We start from the raw sequence: 24503 nt of genomic DNA, 5'->3' as shown, positions 1-24503 counted from the left end.
TTATCTCTCCTTCCCGCTGCCGTATATGCCGCCGCTCAGCGCTTCGGTTTGTGGCTCGAAGCTGTTGGACTCATCGGGAAAGGCTCGGGATTTAACATCCGCCACATATTCAGAGATCGCATGGCGGATTGTCTGTCCCACATTCGCATAGGTCTTGACGAACTTCTTGTTTCTATAAGGTGAAGCATATTGCAATATATCATGGTACACAAGCACTTGGCCGTCACATTTGCGCCCGGCCCCAATACCAATTGTCGGGATCGAAAGAGAAGACGTAATCTTCCCGGCTGCAGGCTCTGTGACCAGCTCGAGCACCACACCGAACGCTCCGGCTTGCTCGAGCGCTTTTGCATCATGTAATAGCCTTGCCGCATCCTGTTCGGTCTTGCCTTGTATTTTGTAACCGCCAAGCTGATGCACCGATTGCGGAGTCAATCCAATATGGCCAAGCACCGGAATGCCGGCCCGTACGCATGCGTACACCTCTTCGGCAATCTCAGCGCCTCCTTCGAGCTTCACCGCATGGGCATGCCCTTCCTGCATCAATCTGGCAGCATTGCGAAGCGTCTCTTCCTTGCTTATATGATAAGACATAAAGGGCATATCCGACACAATGAACGTTTGCCGCGCTCCACGTGCCACAGCCCGTGTATGATAAACCATATCATCCATTGTCACTGGAATTGTCGTATCGTAGCCGAGTACAACATTACCAAGCGAATCGCCAACAAGGATAATATCGATTCCCGCTTCCTCAGCGAGCGTCGCGGATGGGTAGTCATATGCGGTTAACACAGAGATCGGCTCGTTATCCGATTTCATTTGTTTAATCTTTGTTATTGTTAACGGTTTGTTCATCACGTATCAGCTCCTTAAATGATTAGGATAAACACAAAAAAACCTTTTAGCCGTCGCTAAAAAGGTCCCCAAACCAAAAAGGAACTTCGTTTTATCGCGAGCTTCCTTCTGTCTCGGTCCCGGGCGGCTCAGAGCAGAGTGCGCTTTGCTTGCAAAACGGATACTCAAATTAAAAGAATCATCGTGCTTACATGACCAAGTGCAATTCCAGACATTGCCGGATACCGCCGAGATCAACACAATTATACCAAAAAAATAAGATTACGTCTATGAAACGACAATCCCATCACGTTGAAGGATCGTCAGTGGGCAGACCCATTTCCGCAGAGAATATAGGGACAATGCTGCCGTTATCCTGCTGAAGCATTAATGCGCCATGTTCCCCCAAGCCAATTGGTGTTCCAACCATTGGTCCTTGCGGTGTAATAAGCGAGGTTCTGCGATGCAGGGAGACAGACAATGCTTCCCACAGCGTACGGATCGGGGTGAACCCTTCCTGCTGGTAAAGCCCGTAGAGATTTTCAAACTCCGTGAGAAACGAAACGATGACAGCCGTGCGATCCAGCGTTTGTCCCGTTGCCATTTTTAGGGAAATTGCTTTCTCCAGCATTTCCGGCGGATAATCCTGCTGTTCCAGGTTCACGCTGATTCCTATTCCTGCGACCACATAGCGCAGCCGCTCCTCTTCAGCCGTCGATTCCAGCAAAATGCCGCTAATTTTCTTTCCGTCGATAAGCAAATCATTGGGCCATTTAATGCCGATGTCGGCGGATGTCATTTTACGCAGCGAGCGGCAAAGCGCCACCGCTGTCAATAACGTAAGCTGCGGTGTGAAAGGCAGCGGTATATTAGGGCGCAGCACCAGGCTCATCCAAATGCCTTTGCTTGGCGGCGACACCCAGCTTCGCCCCATCCGTCCCCTGCCGTGCAGCTGCTGCTCAGCAATCACGAGCGTCCCTTCCGGAGCGCCATCCTCGGCCAACTGGTGGGCGATATTTTGTGTTGAATCTACCGCATCGAAAAGTTTAATGGAGGTTACTAACCGATTCGAGGTCAAGCTCCCCAGCAATTCCGTTAACGATAGCTTGTCCGGCTTATGAATAAGCCGGTAGCCAAGACGCCTGGAAGCTTCAAACTCATAACCTTGCGCTTCAAGCTTGCGAATCTGTTTCCAGACTGCCGTCCGGCTCACATTTAATTGCTTGCTGATTGCTTCACCGGATACATATTCGCCTTCGTGATTTTCAAATAACCGCAGTAATTGTTCGCTCATAACGGCTCCTCGCTAACTAATGTTTCAGCATGCTGCAGCAAACTCTGCTTGTTGTTTGGAACAACGGCTGACGCAGCATCCCTCAGCAGCTGCTGCAAGCATGTATGCAGCCACACTCCCGGTGATCTTCGCAGTGCCCGCATCAGGTCATTGCCGTTAACCGCAAGCTCCTTCAGTGAAGCAGCAGGCATTTGATCCAGCAAAATCTGTAACCGTTCGGCCAATTCCCCCCACGGATTCATTCCTTCAAATTCTCGAACCATATTCAACCAGGTCTGCGTTGTTTCACGTCCAAACCTTATGACTTGATCCATCCATAACCTGTCGATTAAGCGGCTGTCATCGCTTGCACCCGCCGCTTCAACTGATGCAAGCCAATGTCTGTGAAAGCTGATAACTGCACAGATCTGAGCGCTGCGGCGGCCTGCAAACCGCAATGCTCTGAACCAGCTCTCCATATGATGCTCATCCATTCCCCTCGTAAGGCCAAATGCCGCCCAACGCTCATTTGGATTGGACAAAAGTGTGAGCGGACCGGTATTCACACGGCTGCTGTCGATTAGAGCGCGCCAGTCACCCCATGCTGGATCCGGCAGTGTCAGCTGCTCCTTCGTCCGCTGCAGCAAACCGCTATGAATCAATAAATCAAACGCATAATCGGGCCGCTTTCCCATCATCATTTTATCGAGCTCCACACCCACTCGTTCCATCGCGACATGACGCAGTAGATCGCGGCGCCTTAACATTGCTTCCCACGTGCGGGGAAATATCGGCTCACGTGACTCGCCGAATTGTGCGGCAAAACGGATGCCCCTCAGCATACGAAGGGCATCCTCCTGAAATCTGGCATCGGCATCGCCGACACAACGAATGATCCCATCCTGCAGATCCTGCAGGCCTCCGAACGGGTCGATAAGCTTGCCATCTCCCCGCAGCGCCATGGCATTGATGGTAAAGTCCCGCCGCCTCAAATCCTCCGTCAGTTCGGTAATAAACTCGACCTCAGCCGGTCTTCTGAAAGCCTCATAAGCGGATTCCTTGCGGTAAGTCGTGACTTCATACGTTGTCCCGTCCAATAGCACAGTTACAGTTCCGTGTTTCAATCCTGTCGGTATCGTACGCGGGAAGATCCGGCACACATCTTCCGGTTTGGCGGAAGTAGCTATATCCACATCGGTGATCGGACGGCCGATCCGGTCGTCCCGCACACAGCCACCGACAAAGACCGCTTCAAAATGCTGCTGCTCCAATGCAGATAAGAGCGGAAGCGCAGCTTGTAAGACTGGATTCGTAATCAAGCTTTGCCCTCCTAAAGTCTATCGCTGCATACCGGGAGCGGTTGAGCTGGTGATTCAATGCCCAAAACCCGATAATAAATCTGCTCATACTCATCTGTGATCAGGTCATTGCAAAAACGGGTAGTAGCACGCTGGATGCAGGCTTCCCGGAAATCGGCATACAGCTTCGGATCTTTTAGCAACCGAATCGCATTCACTGCCATTTGGCTAGTATCGCCTATGGGCGATAAGTAACCCGTCTCGCCATGCGTCACCAATTCAGGGATCCCGCCGGCAGCGGAACCGATCGTCGGAACTCCGCAAGCCATGGCTTCCAAAGCAACCAGTCCAAAGCTCTCCTTCTCTGAAGGCAGAAGCATCAGATCAGCCACGGATATCACCTGCGCGACATCATCCTGCTTGCCAAGGAAATGCACTTTTTCCTCGAGTCCCAATTCTTTAATTTTATGCTGAATCTTTGAAAGCTCCGGCCCTTCGCCTACAAGCAACAGCTTGGAGGGCACGGCATTGCTTACCTTAGCAAAGATGTCAATTACATCGCTTACACGCTTCACAGGTCGGAAATTAGAGATATGCATCAAAATTTTCTCATTATCGGCCGCGAAATCTTTTCTCAAGGATGAACATTCACGCGGATAATAGACCCGTTTGTCCACAAAATTGTAGGTGAGATCAATATGCTGGGTAATATCAAGCAGCTCTCTTGTTTCTTTAATCAAATCATCGGAAACTGCCGTAACCGCATCGCTTTTCGTGATGGCCAGACGAATCATATCTTTAAGCGACTCATCCTGCGCAAGCACAGTGATGTCGGTCCCGTGCAGCGTTGTGACGGTCTTTAAATCACGGTCCAGCATTTGCTTGGCCAAAAAAGCGCAGATCGCATGCGGAACCGCATAATGGACATGAAGCAAATCGAGATTTTGCATCTTGGCGACTTGAGCCATCTTGCTTGCTAAAGAAATATCATAAGGCGGGTAGCGAAAGACATAATAATCATTCACTTCCACCTCATGATAATAAATATTTTTATGAAATTTGCCTAACCGGAAAGGGATACTGTGCGTAATGAAATGAATTTCATGGCCTTTTTCGGCCAGCAGCTTGCCCAGCTCGGTGGCAACAACACCGGAACCGCCCAGCGTTGGATAACAAGTGATGCCGATCTTTAATGGTTTCATTTTGCAGAACACCCCATTTGCCCGTCATTTCAGTCTCTACATCGATTTATATTCCGTCAAATCGTTAACATTCGTTAAAATAACTGAATCGCTTGCGGGCGCTTAAGGGCAAACCCTTCAGCGTAACTCCATAACCGCCCGCTGCCTAACAGCCGGTCCCGCGCTTCCACATTCGTTAAATAACCTTGGTTGAGCGGAGTGGCCACATGTCCATTCGAGCGATCAGGCGCCTCGAACTGTGACTGATAAGCTTGCAGGGCCAGCCGTTTCGCTTCGTAATAGTCACTGATATCGACCATTAACGATACATCTTTTATATCGTTTATATAATAAAACACCAATTGTTCAACTTGAACCGGCGGCAGCTCTGGCATATAACGCCTTAGCTTGGCATTGAAAACCGCCTCCTCCACCAATGCGCTGCAGGCATTATGGTCAGGATGGCGATCGTCCCAATAAGGAGCAAATACGATTCTCGGACGGAAACGTCTTATTTCTGTAACGATGGCTGCGATCTGATCGGGAGATCCGGACAGTCCGCGATCAGGCAGCTTCAGGCATGTCCTGGCAGATAGACCAAGCACCGCGGAAGCGTCGGCAGCTTCCATCCGACGCCGATCCACGGTGCCGTTAGACGACATCTCCGCTTCGGTCAAATCACAAATTGCAACCCGATAGCCTGCTTGAACATGCTTTGCGATGGTCCCGCCCATCCCGATCTCAACATCATCCGGATGCGCGCCAAATGCCAATATATCGACTGTTTCGCTCATAACGACTCCGGTTTGTACTTATGCACAAGCTCTCTCCAGGCAAAATCACCGCGCTGCAGTGCACGGACAAGCAGCTCTGCTGTCGCTACATTCGTAGCAACAGGAATTCCCTGAACATCACAAAGGCGCAGCAAGGCGATGATGTCCGGCTCGTGCGGCTGTGCCATCAGCGGATCGCGCAGGAAAATAATCAGATCCATCTCATTTTGTGCGACCATTGCGCCGATCTGCTGATCGCCACCGAGTGGTCCGGACATAAAACGATGAATCTGAAGATTGGTTTGTTCCATGATCCGTGTACCGGTTGTGCCTGTAGAAAATAAAGTATGACTCTCAAACGCTGGTTCATAAGCAATAACGAAATTAACCATTTCCTCTTTTTTACGATCATGTGCAATAAATGCGATATTCATCCCTATGTACCCCCTCATCCGCTTCACCAAGATGTGAAATTTAATCCATTAAATGTTCAAATCCGTAAATCATGCCGGTATAGGTCATCACTTTTTTAACTGCCGTGTTAACCCCTGGCATGTATCCAGCCCGCTCGTAAGAATCATGCCTGATTTTAAGCGTCTGGCCATAACCCCCAAAGATCACTTCCTGCTGCGCAAAAACGCCGGGCAGCCTTACGCTGTGAATACGGAAACCGTTATAATAACCGCCGCGCGATCCTTCAATCGTCTCTTCTTCCTTTGGATTGCCTTGGCGCAGCTCTTCTCGGACTTCTGAGATCAGCTCCGCTGTCTTAATCGACGTCCCCGAAGGCGCATCCAGCTTTTGGTCCCCGTGGTATTCAATGATCTCAACATGAGGCATATATTTAGAGGCCTCAGCAGCAAACTTCATCATGAGCAGTGCGCCGATCGAAAAGTTAGGAGCAATAAGTCCGCCTATGCTTCGGCTCTGACAAAGCTTGTCCAATTCTTCGATTTGTTCCGGCGTAAATCCTGTTGTGCCGACGACCGGACGCACACCGTGCTCGATCGCTGTTAACGTATTGCTATATACGGCTTGTGGTGTCGTAAAGTCCACCATCACATCCGGTTTGGAAGAATGAAGTGCATCAGAAAGATTGAAGCTGAGCTTCACACCGCTGGCCGGCTTGCCAACCAGCAAGCCGGCATCGATGTCTCCTGCAGACTGGGATACCGCTGCGACGAGCGTTAATGCTTCGTCCTCCAACACCATCTTAACCACTTCCCGGCCCATGCGGCCGCTAGCTCCAATAACTGCTACTTTGATTTTGTCTGTCATTGCGGGTCTCCTATTCCTAATCGATTTCCTTAATGAAAATGGGTAAAATTAGTCTTCCGCTTTTGGGAGAATTCTGTGAACAGCCGTCTAGCCTCCGCATGTTGAGGATCCAGGCGAAGCGCCTCCTTAAGGCTGTCGGCCGCCTCTTCAAATTGGGATAACTCGCCATATGCTGCGCCTAATAATAAGTAGGCATCCCCATTTAAAGGATCCAAACGTACAGCGTCGTGCAATAATGATATCGCATGATGAAGATCCAGTCGTTTCTCTTCGATGGCATGTACGGCTTCGGTTACTAATATTTTGGCTTTCACAGTGTTTAAATGAAATTGATACTCTTCATGGTCACTTTGCAAGCGGACCGCTTCCTCTGCGTAATGAAGCGCCTTAGGCCATTTGCCGCTGCGTGCACATGTGATCGAGCACTTATAATGATAATCCGCATTGCCGGGTTCATGCCTGATCGCTTGTTCAAACCAATGAATCGCCGTCTCGAAGTCACCGCTTAGGATGGCTTCGTATGCTTTTTTAACGCTGCTGCCTCTTTCCATTGCACCATCCTCCTTGTACAAAGGTGATGGTACAGCATATGTAAAACGGACAATTACTGTTCTGTGTTTTTTGGCGTCCACCTGTTCGCATCGCGCGTATTGAATTTTGCCATCACTTTATCATGGGCCTCCGTTAAATCGATGTCCAGTGAATTAGCAAAACAGGATAATATAAACAAAATGTCGCCTAACTCCATCTCGATTGAATTATCTTCTTCATCCGGCTTTTTCGGTTTCTCCCCGTAGCTGTGATTCACCTCACGGGCCAATTCACCGACCTCTTCACTCAATCTTGCCATTAGGGCAAGCGGACTAAAATAGCCTTCTTTAAATTGACCAATATAACGGTCAACTTCTCTTTGAATCTCTGCTAACGATTTTTCCGGCATCGCTTCTACCCCTTCTAACGAATCCTATCTCTTCATATGTTATCGCAAAGCGACGTTTAAAACAATGGTTTGAAGCGAGCTAAACTTAAAAAGCTTACCCGATGTTCAGCGGGTAAGCTTAATCGAACATGATGAATGCCGTAACCGGTTGCAGAAGCATACTATCTTGTAGAACGTGGGCAATCACGCCTCAGGAGGTTCTTTTATGATATCATTATCCAAGCTGTCTCCATACCGCGCTGTGCCGCCCATCTTATTAGGAGCCGCGATCTATGCGTTCGGGCTGCATTATTTCATTCTCCCCAATCAACTCATGGAGGGCGGGGTTACCGGCATAGCCGTCCTCCTAAATTACGCATTCGGCTGGAAGCTTTCCATCTCCACCCTGCTGTTGAACGTTCCGCTGTTTATCATGGGTTGGAAATTGCTCGGATGGAAACCGATGATACTCACCTTTCTTGGCACAATCGCGCTGTCCGTATTTCTAGGCATCCTGGAGAAGCTTATTGCTCTGGGATGGATCATTCCTTTTCAAACCTCATCCGATTTCATTCTTGCAGCCTTATATGCAGGTGTTACCCTTGGAACGGGCCTAGGCATCGTATTCCGTTTTGGCGGAACGACAGGGGGCGCGGATATCATCGCCCGCATCGCTTCGAAAAAGAGAGGCTGGAGCATGGGGCAGATCATTCTCACCTTAGATGCCGTTATTATTGGCATCTCTTTGTTATACATTCCAAAGGAAAAGGTACTGTACACCTTGGTCACCGTATTTATTGCATCGAAGGTGATTGATTTCATTCAAGAAGGGGCCTATTCGGCCAAAGCCTTCTCCATCATTACGGAAGAAGGGGATAAGCTATCCTCTATTATCACGCGTGAGATGGATCGCGGTGTCACACTGCTGCATGCTGTCGGCGCCTACTCCGGAACTTCCAAGCACATGGTGTACTGTGTCGTCAACCGGCATGAAATTCGCAGGCTTAAAGCGATCATACGCTCAACCGATCCCAGGGCATTTATCGTCATCAGTGAGGTCCATGATGTGCTCGGAGAAGGCTTTAAGGAAGATTAGCCCGATCCTGCTTTACAACCCGGTCACGCTCGAAACGATATTTTTGCCAGCCGACATACATCAGCACGGAGATAATCAACAAGCCGATCACGATCGTCCATCGCCAAGGCATTCCACCATATATGGGCGACAAAACGGGCTCGATCGTTTCACCTTCGGAATCATAGAACACAAGGTCGACAGCTTGCGACAATGCTGCCAATGAGTTATCCATCCAAAGACGTTCCAATCTCCCACTCTGACCGGCGTTCAGCAGGGACAATGTATATTGATAGGTTTCCTGCAGCGCTTGAACAAGCATTGGATCACGCTGCATCAACGCTGCCGGCACGATAAGCTCTATATGGCCTGAAAGCGTCTTAAGCGCAGCCACTGCCGCCTCCGTTCGATCATCCGTTTGTCTCTGCCATGCCTTTATTAACCGGTTCAAGTCATCTTGCATGATTTCATGATAAGAGATCCATAATGCACGTTCTCCCGAAGACAAAGCATCAAAAGCAAGCATCAGCTTCGCACCGTCTGCCCTGGCGTCTCCATTAAGCTTTCCATATTGAAGCGCATCTGATAATTGCCTGATCGTTTCCTCTGCCGCCGTCCATCCTTGTTTGCTTCCCAGCTGCCGCACGGATGGATCTGCCGTTAAACGCCGCAATCGTGATAGGTTATAGTACGTTAACTGTTTGTTTCCATCTGATGCGGCTTGGTAGAGCTCGTCCGAAATGGCTGCCAATCGTACGGCATGCTGCTGCAAGGCCGAGTCAACCGATACCGGTACAGCAACAGTTCGCGCTGCCGCACCTGAGTTTACGGGGCACAGAACCAATAAAAGGCTTGCCAGCATTATGGTAATTGTTAGTTTCCCTCTCATTTGGACATCCCCCCATACCATCGTATGGGAGAAGCATTCATTTTATGACTGACGCTTTGTCCGTTTTAGCCAGTATATCTTTTTATGCTGGAGCGATAAGAAAACGATAAGACAGCTAAACAAGCTGAGTCCATATGTAAACCGCTCGATCGCAGCAATATCATCCCTGAGCACAGAAGGAAGCCAAGGATAGATCTCATAACGGTAATCCATTGTATTGTTCATCAGCAGCCATAAAGTAGCGATGACGGCTGTCAAACGGCCGAAAGTCATGAATCGAACGTAAAGAAGCCCTTCAATCGCCATGCCCAAATGAGAAGCAACTAACATCCAATCCTGCAACACTAAGGAATCCCCTTGGGCAGCTCCTCCGAATATCATCGCTACCGCCCAAATGCCGTACTTTACAGATGTGACAACTGCAAGCGCTTCAATGATCATCCGAAAGGCCCGAAAGGGCCGTGAAGGGCTCTGCGGCGGAAATAACAAAAACAACAGTGCAGCCGTAAAAAACAAGCTGGCCGTGGGACTGTCCGGGACAAACACGATTCGCCAAAGCGGATGGTTGTTCAATGTATCAACGAGCTGATCTCCGTACCACATATAACCGTAAATGGTCCCTAACAAATTTACTGCGAACAAAATCCACAGAAATGAGCGGTTCAACAAAAAGGAACGGCTCCAAAACATGAGCAGTGAAACTGGCAATCTCCTTCCTCCTCATCAGAAAGCTCGTAATTTACATGTATAATACCTATTTTTTCTTTGTTACTGGAAAAAACCTGACCGTAGAGCTACGATCAGGTTTTTGTTCATCTTATTATTCAGCTGATGTTTTCTGTAAAGCGAGCCATCCGGCAATTTGGTCGATCTCTTCAGCTGAAAGCCTGTCAGCAAAAGCTGGCATGCCGTTATCGGTTCCATTGGTAATAATTTCCGCAATTTCTTCGTGGCTCAGCTTATCGCCGATACCGCGAAGACCCGGTGCGTTCCCTTGACCAGTCAAATCTGTCGCATGACATGCGAGACAAGTCGCAGTGTTCATCAGATCCATCGCCGGGTCATCCGCTGCAACGATTGGTGCAGGTTCGGCAGATGGATTGGGACGAGGAAGACCGGCTTCATGCGCTTCGCGTGCTTGTTCTTCACGAAGAATATGCTCGGGAATCGTATTTGTAACTTCAAGCTGATGCTGATAATGATCCCAAGAAACCTTTGTTAAATAAATACATGCAATTAAGGACAAAAGCATAAGAGATGTCGCGATTGGACGGCGATAGAAGCGGCGTTCTTTGCCGGTGTCCAAAAACGGCGCCAACAGCAGCGCACCGAATGCGAGTCCAGGAATACCTACCGTACCAAGTACGACAAAATCCCCTGATACGTATGGATATTTAAGTAACTGATACATGAACAGGAAATACCAGTCCGGCATCGGAATAAAAGCTGCGTTTGTTGGATCAGCCTGGAATCCGAGCGGCGCCGGATGGGCGATTGTCAGAACAAGGAAGCCAACAAGCGCAACAACACCTACCATCCATTCCTTTAACAGAAAGTTTGGTATGAATGCTTCCGATTTCCCTGGATAGGCGGTATAGTCTGCCGGAATATTGGATGCGTTGCGCTTAACAATACGCGAATCTCCGACATATACTACCTTCTCTTTCGAATTATGGCCATGCGCCATGAGAAACCCTCCCTTCGCTTATAGTGGTCCGGAAATACCTTGCTTCCGAATCATGAAGAAATGCGCTGCGAGCAATGCCAGCAAGGCACCCGGCAAGAAAAAGACGTGGATCGCGAAGAAACGGGTTAACGTTTGCGCACCAACAACCTCACCGCCGTTAATCAGGGTTGCAATATAAGGCCCGATGTAGGGCACCGATTCGGCGATGGATAAAGTAACTTTTGTTGCGAAGTAGGCTTTATTGTCCCAAGGCAGCAAATAACCGGTCAAACCTAACCCCAGCATGATAAAGAAAATTAGCATTCCCACTACCCAGTTCATCTCGCGTGGCGCTTTATACGAGCCCGTAAAGAAAACGCGCAGGGTATGTAAAAACATCATAACAATAACAAGACTTGCGCCCCAGTGATGCATACCGCGAACGATAGCACCGAACGCTACTTTGTGCTGCAAATAGTCAACGCTTGCATATGCGTTAATGATATCCGGCACATAGTACATTGTCAGGAACATCCCGGACAAAATTTGGATGACCGTAATAAAAAACGTCAAACCGCCGAAACAGTAGACAAACGCAGAGAAGTGATGTGCAGGGTTGACGTGCTCGGGCACTTCATGATCCGCAACATCTCTCCACATCGGCGTTATATCAAGACGTTCGTCAATCCAGTTGTATATACCTTTAAACATCTGATTATACGCCTCCTTATACTTTAGTGTTCGGCTTGATTGGCCCGAGATAGATAAAGCCATCCTCGATTTTTAGATCGTACTCATCAAGCGGAGCTGGAGCAACAGCCAAGTTTTTGCCTTCCGGAGAATATTTCGCTTCGTGACAAGGACAAAAATATTGATTGTCGTTCTGTGTGTTCCAGTTAATCGTACATCCCAAATGCTTACAAACCGGGGAGAGAGCGAATACATTGCCCTGCTGATCTCTTGAGATCCAAGCAGTCAATTCGGGATCGCTTTCGTACCATCCATCCACTTGATGCACCTGGAATCTGAATTCCTGAGGCTCATTAGTGATTTTGCTTTCTTCCACTACTTTGACGAACGTTCCTTCGGTCTTCTGCGTAAGAAGCGGATCGACCGCGAAACGAATCATCGGCAACACCGCACCACCTGCCATAAAAGCAGTCGCTCCTCCGAGCGTATATGACAGAAACTGACGCCGGGACATTTCCTTGCGCTTAACGGGTTGATGCGCGGCTTCACGATGTTCATGGTTACTCATCTTCTGTTCTACCCCCTTTACCAACCGTATCTCGAGTCTTGTCAAACGACAAAACACACGACGAACTAGGACATAACCTATAATAGCTTAGGCGCCCGAGAGCGTCAAGAATATGCCAGATGTTTTAGATAGATGATCAAAATTCGTTGCTTAATTTGTTGAGATTTTGTCACAATTGGCCTCGTATGGAATTATAATGCCACATGTCCGGAAGTTTATACTGTCTCACTTGATTTCCTGCTTTTCCCCGACCTCTGCATTCGATGCGCGCTGCCATAAGCTCTGTATGGCGTGTTTAATGTCGGAGGAAGCCGGCAGGCTTCCGTCAGCTTCCGGTTGAATCAATAAATCAGCGGATGCCACCTCCAGCTCCATGCCTGTCTTTGCCGTAATCAGCACCACATACCGGAACCCCTGCAGCTTTAATTGTCGGCAGACATGCTCAATGCTTGCGCTGTTCCCCGCTTCATAATAATGAAAGGCCGGATAAGTTACCACTCTTCCTTTGAAAGGCAATTCAATCAGATCCATGATGTCGCGAAGCTGCTCGAGCGATCCTGTCACTTCATGAGGCGTCTCATAACCGGTAATACCGGTGACCGGGAGCAGGCAGGTGTCTAAATAAGGCTGGAGCTCCGTCCATTTCCCCTCTTCGATCTCGTTGAATTTCACTTCGTCCTTACCCCCTAATCCATTCTTTCTTCTTACTTTACCATTGAAAAGGGGCAAAAAAAAGACTTGTTCCCCCTTACTGCCGTCAATAATCGACAGAACGGACAAGTCTTTTTTATTATGCAGTTCTCAGGTGTCTTTACGAAGTCGGGCGGATTGAATTTAACTCATTGGCCAAACGGAGGAATGTATCCTCGTCTCCGGCAGCAAGAGCCTTATCAATAGCTTGATTAATCCGTTCCAAACGGAACTTTTGTACTGCATCGTCAAGTACCATCTCTGCAGCCAGTCCAAGCATCGCTTCGTACGTCACTTTCATTTTATCCATAGGATACACCTCCAAACCGGCGTTCAAACGATCCTATATTCTCTTCCTTTCACCACATAGCTCTCCATCGTCCTTTTCATGCGCTGCAGGTCTTCTTCGGTTAACTCTCTGACCACCTTAGCCGGTGAGCCCAAAGATAGTGTGTAGGAAGGAATCCTTTTGTTTTCCGTTACAATTGAACCTGCTCCTATTAAAGCATATTCACCAATCTCTGCGCCGTTTAGTACAATGGCCCCCATCCCGATTAATGTGCCCTTGCCTATGACGCACCCATGAATAATCGCACCGTGTCCAACAGAAACCTCATCTTCAACGATCAGCGGCTGATTTGTGTTGACATGTCCGATTACGCCATCTTGTATGTTACAGCGTTTGCCGATTCGAATCGGTGCCAAGTCGCCGCGCAGCACGCTATTGAACCAAATCGTGCTCTCTTCGCCAATCATGACATCTCCGATAATCTTTGCACCGTCGGCTGTATACACACTCTGATCGACTTGCGGATTCTTTCCTAAGTACGGAATATACATTTCTTCATCGCCTCCACCACTTCAATGTGGAGAGATTCTAACAAGGCGGAAGAAGAAAGTCAATCCAGCTGAATACGGTCATGGTCAGCCACATACACACCCGCGACAACCGCACGGCCTACCTTTGTCATTCGGATGACCTGCCCTGCTCCATGCTTCTCACCGATACGGATTAACCCCAAATGCATCATCATTCCCAGGATTCGCTGTTCGAAGATCGCCTCCGCCGAATCATAATAGTAAGGTTTGATAAATGGGATCAACGTGTTGCCAAGTGATGAAATTGTCACCCAGCGGTCACTAAGCCGATCGACCCAATTGACCAGGGAAAGAAGATTAGGTATCGCCCCCTTGTACAGGCGAAGCCAAAAACGGTACAGCTGCGTAGGCTCCGCCCGCTTTCGCTGCTCCCTAAACTCGTCCCCCGCGCTGGTTAAGCATAAAGAATTACCATTCTCCGCTATCAGCCCATTGTAGTAACAATAATCATAGATCAACGACATCCGGTTCGGATAATCTTTAATCCTGCGCCCATAACCAAAACGCCAAGCACCCTTCAAGGGCAATTCTTCAAGCACATGGAAACGTTCAAGCACCTGTTGAATGGTTCTCTTGTACATGGAGCCTTCTGCAGACAGCAGCACTTCATTCTGGTAGATATGGTCCAGCAGGGAAAGCACGTCTTCAGACAACAGGTTTTGCTCATCTCTGAATCCGTCCGGTTCCATAATGAAGTGTAACCCTTCCTCAAACTGCCGCTCCAGCTCATCGCAGAATCGCTGCTTCAGATCATTCGGGATATGAAACAAATAACGATTCGTTCCGGAGAAGCCATTGAACAACCATCCGGCATGTTTAAATTTGACGATCGTATCACGCGGACTTTCTGCAGCAGCGGGTTTACCTTTTCTGGAAGCTGCTCTCTCAGGTACCGGAGGAACCTCGGACGTCCGCTCACCTGGCATCGATTCTGGCCGAAGCTCGAACCGGCTTTGTTGTACACGGGCAATCAATTCCTCCAGACTATAGGCATTCTGCGAATCAAACAGCAGCGAACTTAGAAATCGCAATTCCTCCATCCTCATCGAGCGGATTTGATGTTTGAATACCTCTTTGCTGTTAATAGCCCGGAGAATAGACTGAATCAACTCATTCTTTGAATGACTGTTACAGTTGCATTGATAGGCGGCGGCAATTCGATTCAACTGACCTATATCGGCATATCCGAGCATTTCCGCAAGATTCATCTTCTCCCTCCGGTTATCAGCTTTACTAACCATTATGGGAAGAATGAAGAAAATTAAACCTATCCGGCCATCATTTCAAATGAAGTGTGCAGTTATGAAGTACAGACTGCCATTGACCTTCCTGATATTCAACAATAGAATACGACATGTTGCTGATATAGCTATCATCTAACCCCTGGCACAATGTGTGGAGCATCTGGGACAGAAAGCTCCCATGTGAGACAACAAGAAGCTTATAAGCAGATGAATTTCCCAGCCATTCGTTCACAAAGTCCAAACCTCTGGTTCTTACCGACTGATCGCTTTCTTGGCCGGTGTACGCAGTGCGCCAATGTTCCCCCCACCTGGCTAAGCGTTCTGCCTCAGACGTGCCTTCGATCTCACCGAAGTACCTCTCCCTTAAACGGATATCAGGAGCAAGTAATGGAATGCCGAGTCGCACCGCAATAATATTAGCGGTCTCGCGCGCCCGCATCAAATCGCTGGAAATAACGCCATCCCATTTGAATTCATCGTTGGCCAATCGCTCGGCAAGCGCTGATGCTTGCGCGATCCCTTCTTCATTTAACGGTATATCGGTCTGTCCTTGTATTTTTCCTAATGCATTCCACTCTGTCTTCCCATGTCTGACCCATCCGAGTTTCACCTGTGACCATTCCTTTCAATCCATATCAAAATTACACTCAAAATGAAACGTCCCCAGCACAATACGCTGGAGACGCCGGTTATGTTCGCGTTCTTGAAAGCCAATTCATAATTAACAGTGTCATTATAATACCTAAAAGCGATAATGCCACCCAATATTGTGGAATCGTAGGCACAACCTTCAGCACAAGCGGATCGCTGATGCTTGCCATCGGAACTTCCTCGTAAATCTCTGAACTGACGATCGAAATGCCTTCACTCGCATTAACCGTATCGACTAATCCGTTGATTGGCGCTAACTGAGCGGTCTGTCCTTCCGACTGCTGACCGAACAAAAAATAAATAAAGCCGGATACAAATATGGCAAGGCAGCATGCGATAATCGCGGTTACATTACGTCTGAACGATGCTGTAAATTGATAACTCCGCTCGCTTACCGGGATAAACCACGATTGCTCCATATAGATACGGTCCATGACACTGCGATTGACATGATCGATAGGAGCCGTCTCATTTGGTTCATCGGACAATCCCCGAATCAATGCTTCACTTTCCTCCCAGATCCGGAATTGCTCTGAACAGTCTTCGCATGATACTAAGTGTTTATCCATTGCCACTCGATCAGGATGGTCTCCCGGCAAATCCCAGTAGATACCAAAAATATCTTGCGCTTCATGGCAGTTCATCGTGTTTTCATCCCCTCGTATTCATCCATCGCCGATTGTTCTCCAAAATAGGGTTCGAGCTGTACCTTAACACTGGCTCTGGCCCGGAATAACAACGATTTGACAGAACTGACCGTTTGACCGAGAATACAGGCGATCTCTTGATAGTCTAGTTGGTCATACTCTCTTAGAATGAGTGCCGAACGTTGCTTTTCGGGCAAATTGTTAATCGCATCTCGGACAAGCGACATTCTCTCATTCAGGAGGATCTGCTGTTCCGGCACCGCTTCAAACGGTGCAATCGGAACGTATCCCGAATCATCAAGAGAGAGATTTCCCGATTTTTGCTTTCGCAATTCACTAAGTACGGTATTTCGAGCAATTGTATACAACCATGTGGAAAAAGATGCATCGACTTCGCGGAATGAGTGCAAACTGCGATAAGCTTTATAAAACGTCTCAGAGCACAAATCCTCTGCCAATAGTTCCAGTTGGGCTCCTTTGAGCATATGGAAAATAAAAGAAAGAATCTTGCGTTGATAGCGTCGCATCAATTCCGAATATAGTTGTACATTGCCGTCTTTGATTTCTCTAATTAACTGGGAATCGGTCATGAAATGCGACCCTCCTAGGCCTCGGAGTGATCTTCCCAGTTCGGAACACTATAACAATAGTACCGGACAAGGGAAAAAAAGTTGCGGTCATTTTATAAAAAAATAAATATATATTCATAATTCTAATTAAATTCGTGTAAAACCGTAAAATTCCTGCATGATTCGACAAAGGCTAATCGCCCAGATTTTTACAATCAATATTTCTATTGTATCACAGACCACCAGATCCGGGGATTAAAGTTTATTAAAAAACAAAAAAAAAACCACCTCGAAAGGTGGCTGCACAATAAGTGCTAATGATTTGGATAGGAGTGGAGAGAAACCATACTGTACCTTTATTATATGTATCCGTTTTCATTCTGTCAATAAGCGTTTTCATTTTTTATACATTTTTTTTAAAAATGAACCGGATAACCTAATGCGCCCAGCAATTTTACCGCTTGATCAAGATCCGTCTGTTCACGGAAAGACAATCGGAGAATGCCAGGCACATCCTCTCTGCTCTCGATAATTTGAAGATTGCTTAAGTTAACGCGATGTTTGCCAAGCTCCGTTGCGATCTGACCAATAATACCCGGATGATCCGGCACATCAACATAACATTCAAACACCGAATGAATCATCCCTTTGCGCCGCTCCGGCAATTGGTTCCGGAATTCTCCAGCAAGGCGAAACGCTTCCTCGATGTGATCACCTTGATCCGATTCAAGCATTTCAATAAACCTCGACATTTCTTCATTCCAGTCCTTCAATAAGGATAAAAGAACCCGTTTGTTGTTCAGCAAAATATCGCGCCAGACTACAGGTTCACTTGAAGCGATGCGGGTAATATCCCGAAACCCCCCCGCCGCAAGCGAGCCGTACATCTCATTCTTTGCATGATATCCGCGAATTTGGTTAACGAGTGCAACCGCAATGATGTGCGGCAAATGGCTTATCGCGCCGACAATCTCATCGTGCTCCTTCGCATTTACACTTACGATATGAGCCTTCGTGTGCTGCAGCAAGGCAGTAAGCCTTTCTAACGACTCTGGCGGCGTTGTCGTATCAGGCGTCAACACATAGAATGCATTCTCAAACAAATGCGAGCTGGCTGCCTCTACTCCGGAACGCTCTGAGCCGGCCATTGGATGGCCGCCAATAAATACGGCGCCATTCAATTGCAGGCTGCTTCCACACTCAGCGACAGACGCTTTCGTGCTGCCGACATCGGTAATAATGCAGCCAGGTTTAAGATTCATCCTGCTAAGCTCTTTCACATACTCTTCCAGATTGCCTACAGGAACGCACAAAAAGATAAAATCGGCTGCTTCTGCCGCTTCTGCCATCGAAGTCGTTGCCTGATCCACCACTCCCCGCTGAACATATTTCTCCACCGAGGATGCGCGGACAGAATGGCCAATCACATGCAGCCCGGGCTTTCCTTTAAAGCAGAGAGCAAGGGAGCCGCCAATCAGCCCGACTCCAAAGATTGCAATTGTTGTCATGACTAAGTCCGCACCGCCAATTCCTGTAATACTTGCTCAAGCGCATTGATAAATTTTTCGTTCTGTTCTTTGCTTCCGACCGTAATACGAATATAAGTCGGGTAATAGGTCCAACGTGCGCGGGAGATAATTCCTTTGCGCAGCAAAGCATCAAACACTTCACCGGAAGGATGTTTGACATCCACCATCACAAAGTTTCCGTAGGCCGGGAAAAAGCTTAACCCTAACCGCTTGAAATGCAACGTTAAATATTCCAGTCCGATTGTATTTTGCTCGCGGCAGAACACAATAAATTCCTCATCCGCCAACGCTGCTTTAGCAGCCGCTTGGGCAAATCGGGTAGTATTGAACGGTTCACGCACCTGGTTAATATAACGAATAATCTCAGGATGGCCAATACCGTATCCGATTCTTAGCGATGCGAGTCCGTAAATTTTTGAAAAGGTGCGGAGCAGTACGATGTTTTTGTGCTGCTTCAGCATGGATAATCCATCGGGATAGGAAGCGCCATCGATATACTCGCAGTAAGCTTCATCAAGGACAACGAGCACTTGATCAGAAATCTGCTGCATGAAAGCATTCAGCTCATCCTGCGTCACGATCGTTCCGGTTGGATTGTTTGGGTTGCAGATCCATACAACCTTTGTTTTGTCGGTTACGCGTGCAAGCATGGCAGGCAAATCATGCTTGCCATCCTTGAGCGGCACTTCTATAACAACAGCATTCTCGATTTCTGCATTATGCTTGTATTGCGGGAACGTTTCATCCGCCATGATCGTCTCATCCCCGGGTACAAGGAAGGCGCGGGCAATCATCAGAATGATTTCATCGGATCCGGCACCAAAAATAATCTGGTTCGCATCGACGCCGAATTTAGCCGCAATGTCTTTAGTCAAGGCAACACTGGCACCGTCCGGATAAATGCTGATATTCGTGAGCTCCTCCATGATCGCGGCTTTGACCTTCTCGGAACATCCGTAAGGATTCTCATTCGAAGCTAGTTTAATGACTTCGGTTAAACCTAGCTCACGTTTGACATCGTCTACTGGTTTTCCCGGCTGATATACGGGAAGATGAGTAATATTTTGCTTGGGCTGCATAGGATCACCTCGTTAAATTCTTAAAGAACAATCATAATTGACATTGTCTCATATCTTAATCCCAATTTAAAGTCTTTTTCAGCCAAACAGAAGGGGGCTATCCCATAAGTCATCGATGATGACGATGGGATAACCCCCTTCTCTTAAAAGCTTTGGTTGTACCGCATTCACTGCGCAATCGAATGTTCTTCCGATCGCTGTTGTTCCCCGATTCCCTTGCATGCAGCCTCATTCATTCGGTTAAGCAATTTTTCTTCAACCGGCACCGCATATTCAAACTTTTAACTGTTTCACATAAGTATAAATTTGCTGCAGGCCCTCTTCCTTACGGGATTCATCCTGCAGCAGCGGCAGCGCCTCTTCAATGGTGCGTACAATGGCGCTGCCAACGATAACCGCATCACACTGCTTAGCGAAACGCTCCACTTGCTCTCTGGAGGAGATGCCAAAGCCAACCGCAATCGGCAGCTCTGTAGCTTGTCTTACCGTCTGCAGAAATTCATCAATTCCCGAATGGAAATCCGAACGAACACCGGTTACGCCAAGTGAGGAAACACAGTAGACAAATCCTCTTGCTTTGCTCGCAATCCGCTTTACCCGTTCGTTTGAAGTTGGTGCAACGAGCGGAATCAGATGAATATTTGCCGCTTCGGCCATTTTGCGGACTTCTTCATCTTCTTCGATCGGAAGATCCGGTATGATTAGTCCGCTTATTCCTTTTTGAACAACCAGATTAAAGAAATGCTCCAAACCAAGCTGCAGAATCGGGTTGTAATACGAGAACAAAATAAATGGCAGCTTCACGCCGGCATCTCTCGCATCTTCAGCAACTTGGATGCAGTCTGCCACTGAAATGCGGTGTTTAAGCGCACGCCCCGAGGCCCGCTGGATGACAGGACCATCCGCAAGCGGATCAGAATACGGTACGCCGAGCTCAATCATGTCTGCGCCCGCTTCCTCCAGCTTACGAATGATGTCAATCGTCGTCGTCACATCCGGATCGCCGACTGTCAAGAATGGAATTAATGCCGTCTGTCCTTCTTCGCGCAGACGTTTGAAAGCTTCATCAATGCGATTCATCTGGCGTACCTCCCAAATATCCCATGATCGCTTCGACGTCCTTGTCGCCACGGCCCGATAAGCTGACAACGATCGTTTGATCCTTGCCCAGCGTCGGCGCCAGCTTAATGACTTGTGCAATTGCATGCGCCGATTCAAGCGCTGGAATTATTCCTTCCTTACGGGAAAGCAGTTGGAGCGCATCCAATGCCTCCTGATCCGTGATTGGAACATACTCCGCTCGTCCGGAGTCCTTCAGATAAGAATGCTCGGGTCCGATACCCGGGTAATCCAATCCGGCGGAAATCGAATGCGCAGGCTGTACTTGACCGAATTCATCCTGCAGCACATAGCTGAGCGAGCCTTGGAATACGCCATGCTTCCCTTTGGTCATCGTAGCGGCATGCTCATCGGTATCAACGCCTTTACCCGCTGCTTCCACCCCGATCAGCTTTACGCTCTCGTCCTCAACAAACGGATAGAAAATTCCGATCGCATTGCTTCCGCCTCCGACTGCGGCAACGACATAATCAGGCAGCTTTCCATGCTCTGCCAGCATTTGTTCCCTGGACTCGTCACCGATGATACGCTGGAAATTACGTACCATCATCGGATAAGGATGCGGGCCCGTAACGGAACCAAGAATATAATACGTATCTTCAACATGGCTAACCCAATAGCGCAGCGTCTCATTGCAGGCATCTTTCAACGTCCGGGTGCCGGACAGTACCGGAACGACTTCAGCGCCGAGCAGGTTCATCCGGAACACATTCAATTGCTGGCGCTTCGTATCCTCTTCACCCATGAACACCTTGCATTCCAGTCCGAGCAGCGCAGCTACCGTCGCTGAAGCAACACCGTGCTGGCCGGCGCCGGTTTCCGCGATGATCTTCGTTTTCCCCATCCGCTTCGCCAGCAAGCCTTGTCCGATCGTGTTGTTGATTTTATGCGCGCCCGTATGGTTCAAATCTTCCCGCTTTAGATAGATTTTTGCGCCGCCCAGATGCTCAGACAAACGCTCGGCATAATAGAGCGGGGTTGGACGTCCTGAATATTGCTTTAATAAATAGCGAACTTCCGCTATAAAGTCGGGGTCTTTCGAATAATGCTCATATGCCTCTTCTAATTCGAGTAGTGCATTCATAAGCGTTTCTGGCACATATCGACCGCCGAAATTGCCAAAACGCCCGTTCTTATCCGGTACTGCGTTCATCCCTGCTTCACCCTTTCCACAAATTCACGAATCTTTGCGATATCCTTCTTCCCGTTTGTTTCCACTCCGCTAGATACATCCACGCCATCAGGTGAGTAGATCTTCAGCAGCTCAGAAACATTATCCGGCTGCAGTCCGCCGGCAACGTATAGAGGTACGCCCAATCGATGGGCAGCCTCTTGATATGCTATCACCTTTGTCCAATCGAAGGTCTTTCCTGTTCCGCCCCCGGCGGTATCGATCAACACCGCATCCACACCGCGGTATGGCTCCAGCAGCTCAGCCGCCTTAGTCTCAGGCCTGCCGCCGCTTCCATCTTGCACGGAGAACACCTTCCACACCTGAACCTGCAGGGACTGTTTTATTTCCCGGCATAACTCGGGCGGCTCATCCCCATGCAGCTGAATGACATCAAGCGGTGCAATCGCCAAAAGCTCACGCAGATCTTCAAGGGTTGCATTTACAAAAACGCCGACTGTCCGATGAACGTTTCCTTCGGGATGCACCAGCTGCTTCACCTCGTCGATTAATAACGCGGCAAGCTGCGGAGATATCTGTCTGCGGCTCTTTGCAAACACAAAGCCGATTTCGTCAATGGGCAAACCGTTAAGCTGACGAACCGTTTCCACATCCATCAATCCACATATTTTCAATCGTGCGCTGTTCATTATCTCTCAACCGGTCCCATCAGATGATGGACTGCCTCGCCGACGTCTTGCTGGCGCATGAAATGTTCTCCTACCAATACCCCATGCGCCCCGACCTTACGCAGGTACTCGATTTCTTCGGGGCTTGATATGCCGCTTTCACTTATAACCGTCGTACCTGCCGGCATTAAATCGATCAACTGCTCTGTCGTATGAATATCCGTTACAAAGCTGCGCAAATCACGGTTATTGACACCGATTAACGTAGCCTTGTCCAATTCCAGGACTGCTTCGAGCTCTTTCCTGTCATGAACCTCTACCAGAACGTCCATGCCAAGTGATTTGGCCAAGTCGTAATATTCGTTCAATTGCGATGAAGTTAAGATTGCAGCGATCAAAAGAATGGCATCCGCGCCAATTACCCGTGCTTCGTACACCTGTCTATAATCGATAATAAAGTCCTTACGCAGCAGCGGTACATTGACTTGTTTTCTTATCTCGCTTAAATAGCTGTTGGAGCCTTGAAAGAAATCCCGGTCGGTCAGCACCGAAATACAGTCTGCTCCAGCGGCTTCATATGTTTTGGCCAATTGAACAGGCTCAAAATCCTCTCGAATCAGCCCTTTGGAAGGGGAAGCCTTCTTCACCTCCGCAATCAACCCCATATTGCGTTTCCGGCCTTCTGTCAGTGCCCTTTCAAATCCAAGACACCCCGGTAATTCAGCAATTTGTTTTTCATAAGCCGGCAGTGAGAATCCCGCTGCCAGATCATCCGATTCATTTCTCTTTACAGCTACGATTTTGTCAAGAAACATGAGCCAACTCTCCTGTCGTTCGGATTAATTCCTGCAGCTTCTGTGCTGCCTGTCCGTTATCTATCAGTTGGGCCGCCCTGATCACGCCTTCTTGAAGCGTATCCGCAGCACCCCCAACATATATGCATGCACCTGCATTGGCGGCAACAATCGCGCGGTATGCTCCCCGCTCTTCACCGCCGAACACACGGCGGATCAGATCGGCATTGACCGATGCTTCTCCGCCAATCACATCGCCTAGGGAGTAGGTCTGGAGGCCGAGCTCTTCAGGCGAAATATCAAATGTTCGAATCTCTCCGTTCTTCAATTCCGAGATCTGGGTAGGCGCGGAGATGCTTATTTCATCCAGTCCATCGTGACTGCTGACTACCATCGCGCGCTTCAAGCCTAACTGGCTTAACACACCGGCCACCGTCCCGGTTCGGGAACGGTCATAAATGCCGAGCAGTTGTCTGTCTGCACCTGCCGGATTCGTGAGCGGCCCAAGCATATTAAAGATCGTGCGGAATCCCAGTTCCTTGCGGGGTACAGCCGCATGCCGCAGCGAAGGATGATACAGCTGGGCAAACATAAAGCAGATCCCGATCTCCTCAAGGCATCTGCCGGCTTGCTCAGAAGTCAGTGTAATATTAACACCGAGCGCCTCCAGCACGTCTGCACTGCCGGATTTTCCGGACATCGCACGGTTGCCGTGTTTAGCGACACGAATGCCTGAGGAAGCGGCAATGATGGCTGATGCGGTTGATATATTAAACTTGTGGATTCCCGATCCCCCTGTGCCGCAGGTATCCAGCAAACCGTCTTGAACGGTCGATACCCGATTGGATTTCTCGCGCATCACTTGGGCAAAGCCGGTAATCTCATCCATCGTTTCGCCTTTCATGCGCAGAGCCGTTACAACACCGGCGATCTGAGCAGGCGTCGCTTCACCGCTCATGATAATCTCCATCACGCCTGCCGCTTCCTCACGGGACAGATCGCTGCCGCTGACCACCTTGGCTAAAATCTGCTGTATGTTTAACGCTGCTGCCATC

The 24503-nt window shown here is 48.6% G+C and carries 29 protein-coding genes; 1 reads left to right on the top strand and 28 read right to left on the bottom strand.

What is annotated here, in order from left to right; all coding sequences use genetic code 11:
* The 9 genes from panB to IEW11_RS01430 all read right to left on the bottom strand — a co-directional run bounded on the left by panB (position 1) and on the right by IEW11_RS01430 (position 7580).
* Entirely contained in the window at positions 1–858 is an 858-nt protein-coding gene (panB, locus tag IEW11_RS01470) for a 3-methyl-2-oxobutanoate hydroxymethyltransferase (RefSeq protein ID WP_188528316.1), read from the bottom strand.
* 286 nt (positions 859–1144) lie between these two features.
* Positions 1145–2131, bottom strand: coding sequence for a biotin--[acetyl-CoA-carboxylase] ligase (locus IEW11_RS01465; protein ID WP_188528314.1), 987 nt, complete (start codon positions 2129–2131; stop codon positions 1145–1147).
* Entirely contained in the window at positions 2128–3429 is a 1302-nt protein-coding gene (locus tag IEW11_RS01460) for a CCA tRNA nucleotidyltransferase (RefSeq protein ID WP_188528312.1), read from the bottom strand. Before IEW11_RS01460 ends, IEW11_RS01465 begins: the two co-directional genes overlap by 4 nt.
* Before the next feature lie 11 nt (positions 3430–3440).
* Positions 3441–4610, bottom strand: coding sequence for an N-acetyl-alpha-D-glucosaminyl L-malate synthase BshA (gene bshA, locus IEW11_RS01455; protein WP_188528309.1), 1170 nt, complete (start codon positions 4608–4610; stop codon positions 3441–3443).
* A gap of 74 nt (positions 4611–4684) precedes the next feature.
* Positions 4685–5383 carry a bacillithiol biosynthesis deacetylase BshB1 gene (gene bshB1, locus IEW11_RS01450; RefSeq protein ID WP_188528307.1) on the bottom strand — a complete coding sequence of 233 codons (699 nt, stop codon included), beginning with the start codon at positions 5381–5383 and terminating at the stop codon, positions 4685–4687.
* A complete protein-coding gene (locus IEW11_RS01445; protein ID WP_188528305.1) occupies positions 5380–5796 on the bottom strand; it encodes a methylglyoxal synthase in 417 nt (138 codons plus the stop codon). Before IEW11_RS01445 ends, bshB1 begins: the two co-directional genes overlap by 4 nt.
* 40 nt (positions 5797–5836) lie before the next feature.
* Entirely contained in the window at positions 5837–6640 is an 804-nt protein-coding gene (gene dapB / locus IEW11_RS01440; RefSeq protein ID WP_188528303.1) for a 4-hydroxy-tetrahydrodipicolinate reductase, read from the bottom strand.
* Positions 6641–6669: 29 nt separating this feature from the next.
* Entirely contained in the window at positions 6670–7191 is a 522-nt protein-coding gene (locus IEW11_RS01435; RefSeq protein ID WP_188528301.1) for a tetratricopeptide repeat protein, read from the bottom strand.
* 53 nt (positions 7192–7244) lie between these two features.
* Positions 7245–7580: a nucleotide pyrophosphohydrolase gene (locus IEW11_RS01430; RefSeq protein ID WP_188528299.1), complete on the bottom strand. Its 336-nt coding sequence runs from the start codon at positions 7578–7580 to the stop codon at positions 7245–7247.
* 205 nt (positions 7581–7785) lie between these two features.
* On the opposite strand from IEW11_RS01430, the gene IEW11_RS01425 reads away from it, so the two are divergent.
* Positions 7786–8655 carry a YitT family protein gene (locus tag IEW11_RS01425; protein ID WP_188528297.1) on the top strand — a complete coding sequence of 290 codons (870 nt, stop codon included), beginning with the start codon at positions 7786–7788 and terminating at the stop codon, positions 8653–8655.
* Here the strand turns inward: IEW11_RS01425 and IEW11_RS01420 are convergent.
* From IEW11_RS01420 to trpD, 19 genes are all read right to left on the bottom strand, one after another.
* Complete coding sequence (locus IEW11_RS01420) at positions 8642–9523, bottom strand: sporulation protein YpjB (RefSeq protein WP_188528295.1); 882 nt, start codon at positions 9521–9523, stop codon at positions 8642–8644. The two genes, IEW11_RS01425 and IEW11_RS01420, sit on opposite strands and share 14 nt — an antisense overlap.
* A gap of 42 nt (positions 9524–9565) precedes the next feature.
* A complete protein-coding gene (locus IEW11_RS01415; protein WP_188528766.1) occupies positions 9566–10213 on the bottom strand; it encodes a DUF1405 domain-containing protein in 648 nt (215 codons plus the stop codon).
* A 130-nt stretch (positions 10214–10343) separates the two neighbouring features.
* Positions 10344–11210, bottom strand: coding sequence for a menaquinol-cytochrome c reductase cytochrome b/c subunit (locus IEW11_RS01410; protein ID WP_188528293.1), 867 nt, complete (start codon positions 11208–11210; stop codon positions 10344–10346).
* 18 nt (positions 11211–11228) lie between these two features.
* Complete coding sequence (gene qcrB / locus IEW11_RS01405) at positions 11229–11900, bottom strand: menaquinol-cytochrome c reductase cytochrome b subunit (RefSeq protein WP_188528291.1); 672 nt, start codon at positions 11898–11900, stop codon at positions 11229–11231.
* A 16-nt stretch (positions 11901–11916) separates the two neighbouring features.
* Positions 11917–12447 (bottom strand): Rieske (2Fe-2S) protein, encoded by a 531-nt coding sequence (locus tag IEW11_RS01400; RefSeq protein WP_188528289.1) that lies wholly within the window; start codon positions 12445–12447, stop codon positions 11917–11919.
* Positions 12448–12672: 225 nt separating this feature from the next.
* Positions 12673–13119, bottom strand: coding sequence for a DUF2487 family protein (locus tag IEW11_RS01395; protein WP_188528287.1), 447 nt, complete (start codon positions 13117–13119; stop codon positions 12673–12675).
* Between the two features lie 139 nt (positions 13120–13258).
* Complete coding sequence (locus IEW11_RS01390) at positions 13259–13447, bottom strand: IDEAL domain-containing protein (protein ID WP_188528285.1); 189 nt, start codon at positions 13445–13447, stop codon at positions 13259–13261.
* Between the two features lie 23 nt (positions 13448–13470).
* Positions 13471–13977 (bottom strand): gamma carbonic anhydrase family protein, encoded by a 507-nt coding sequence (locus IEW11_RS01385; RefSeq protein WP_188528283.1) that lies wholly within the window; start codon positions 13975–13977, stop codon positions 13471–13473.
* 59 nt (positions 13978–14036) lie between these two features.
* Positions 14037–15224, bottom strand: coding sequence for a hypothetical protein (locus IEW11_RS01380; RefSeq protein WP_188528281.1), 1188 nt, complete (start codon positions 15222–15224; stop codon positions 14037–14039).
* A 70-nt stretch (positions 15225–15294) separates the two neighbouring features.
* Positions 15295–15870, bottom strand: a complete 576-nt coding sequence (locus IEW11_RS01375) for a histidine phosphatase family protein (protein WP_188528279.1) — start codon at positions 15868–15870, stop codon at positions 15295–15297.
* A gap of 79 nt (positions 15871–15949) precedes the next feature.
* Positions 15950–16555, bottom strand: a complete 606-nt coding sequence (locus tag IEW11_RS01370) for an anti-sigma factor family protein (protein WP_188528277.1) — start codon at positions 16553–16555, stop codon at positions 15950–15952.
* Positions 16552–17148 (bottom strand): RNA polymerase sigma factor, encoded by a 597-nt coding sequence (locus IEW11_RS01365; RefSeq protein WP_188528276.1) that lies wholly within the window; start codon positions 17146–17148, stop codon positions 16552–16554. The genes IEW11_RS01370 and IEW11_RS01365 overlap by 4 nt, the downstream gene beginning before the upstream one ends.
* Before the next feature lie 395 nt (positions 17149–17543).
* Entirely contained in the window at positions 17544–18635 is a 1092-nt protein-coding gene (locus IEW11_RS01360) for a prephenate dehydrogenase (protein ID WP_188528274.1), read from the bottom strand.
* A 2-nt stretch (positions 18636–18637) separates the two neighbouring features.
* Complete coding sequence (hisC, locus tag IEW11_RS01355) at positions 18638–19735, bottom strand: histidinol-phosphate transaminase (RefSeq protein ID WP_188528272.1); 1098 nt, start codon at positions 19733–19735, stop codon at positions 18638–18640.
* Between the two features lie 273 nt (positions 19736–20008).
* Positions 20009–20815, bottom strand: a complete 807-nt coding sequence (gene trpA, locus IEW11_RS01350) for a tryptophan synthase subunit alpha (RefSeq protein WP_188528270.1) — start codon at positions 20813–20815, stop codon at positions 20009–20011.
* The gene (gene trpB / locus IEW11_RS01345) at positions 20802–22007 is read right to left on the bottom strand and encodes a tryptophan synthase subunit beta (RefSeq protein WP_188528268.1); all 1206 of its coding nucleotides are present in this window, start codon (positions 22005–22007) and stop codon (positions 20802–20804) included. Before trpB ends, trpA begins: the two co-directional genes overlap by 14 nt.
* Positions 22004–22675, bottom strand: a complete 672-nt coding sequence (locus IEW11_RS01340; protein ID WP_188528266.1) for a phosphoribosylanthranilate isomerase — start codon at positions 22673–22675, stop codon at positions 22004–22006. The genes trpB and IEW11_RS01340 overlap by 4 nt, the downstream gene beginning before the upstream one ends.
* Complete coding sequence (gene trpC, locus IEW11_RS01335) at positions 22675–23469, bottom strand: indole-3-glycerol phosphate synthase TrpC (protein WP_188528264.1); 795 nt, start codon at positions 23467–23469, stop codon at positions 22675–22677. The genes IEW11_RS01340 and trpC overlap by 1 nt, the downstream gene beginning before the upstream one ends.
* Complete coding sequence (trpD, locus tag IEW11_RS01330) at positions 23459–24502, bottom strand: anthranilate phosphoribosyltransferase (RefSeq protein ID WP_188528262.1); 1044 nt, start codon at positions 24500–24502, stop codon at positions 23459–23461. The genes trpC and trpD overlap by 11 nt, the downstream gene beginning before the upstream one ends.
* Position 24503: the final 1 nt, after the last annotated feature.

Source organism: Paenibacillus abyssi (assembly GCF_014640295.1).
GTDB classification, from domain to species: Bacteria; Bacillota; Bacilli; order Paenibacillales; family Paenibacillaceae; genus Paenibacillus_D; species Paenibacillus_D abyssi.
This window is presented reverse-complemented; position numbering and strand designations above follow the sequence as displayed.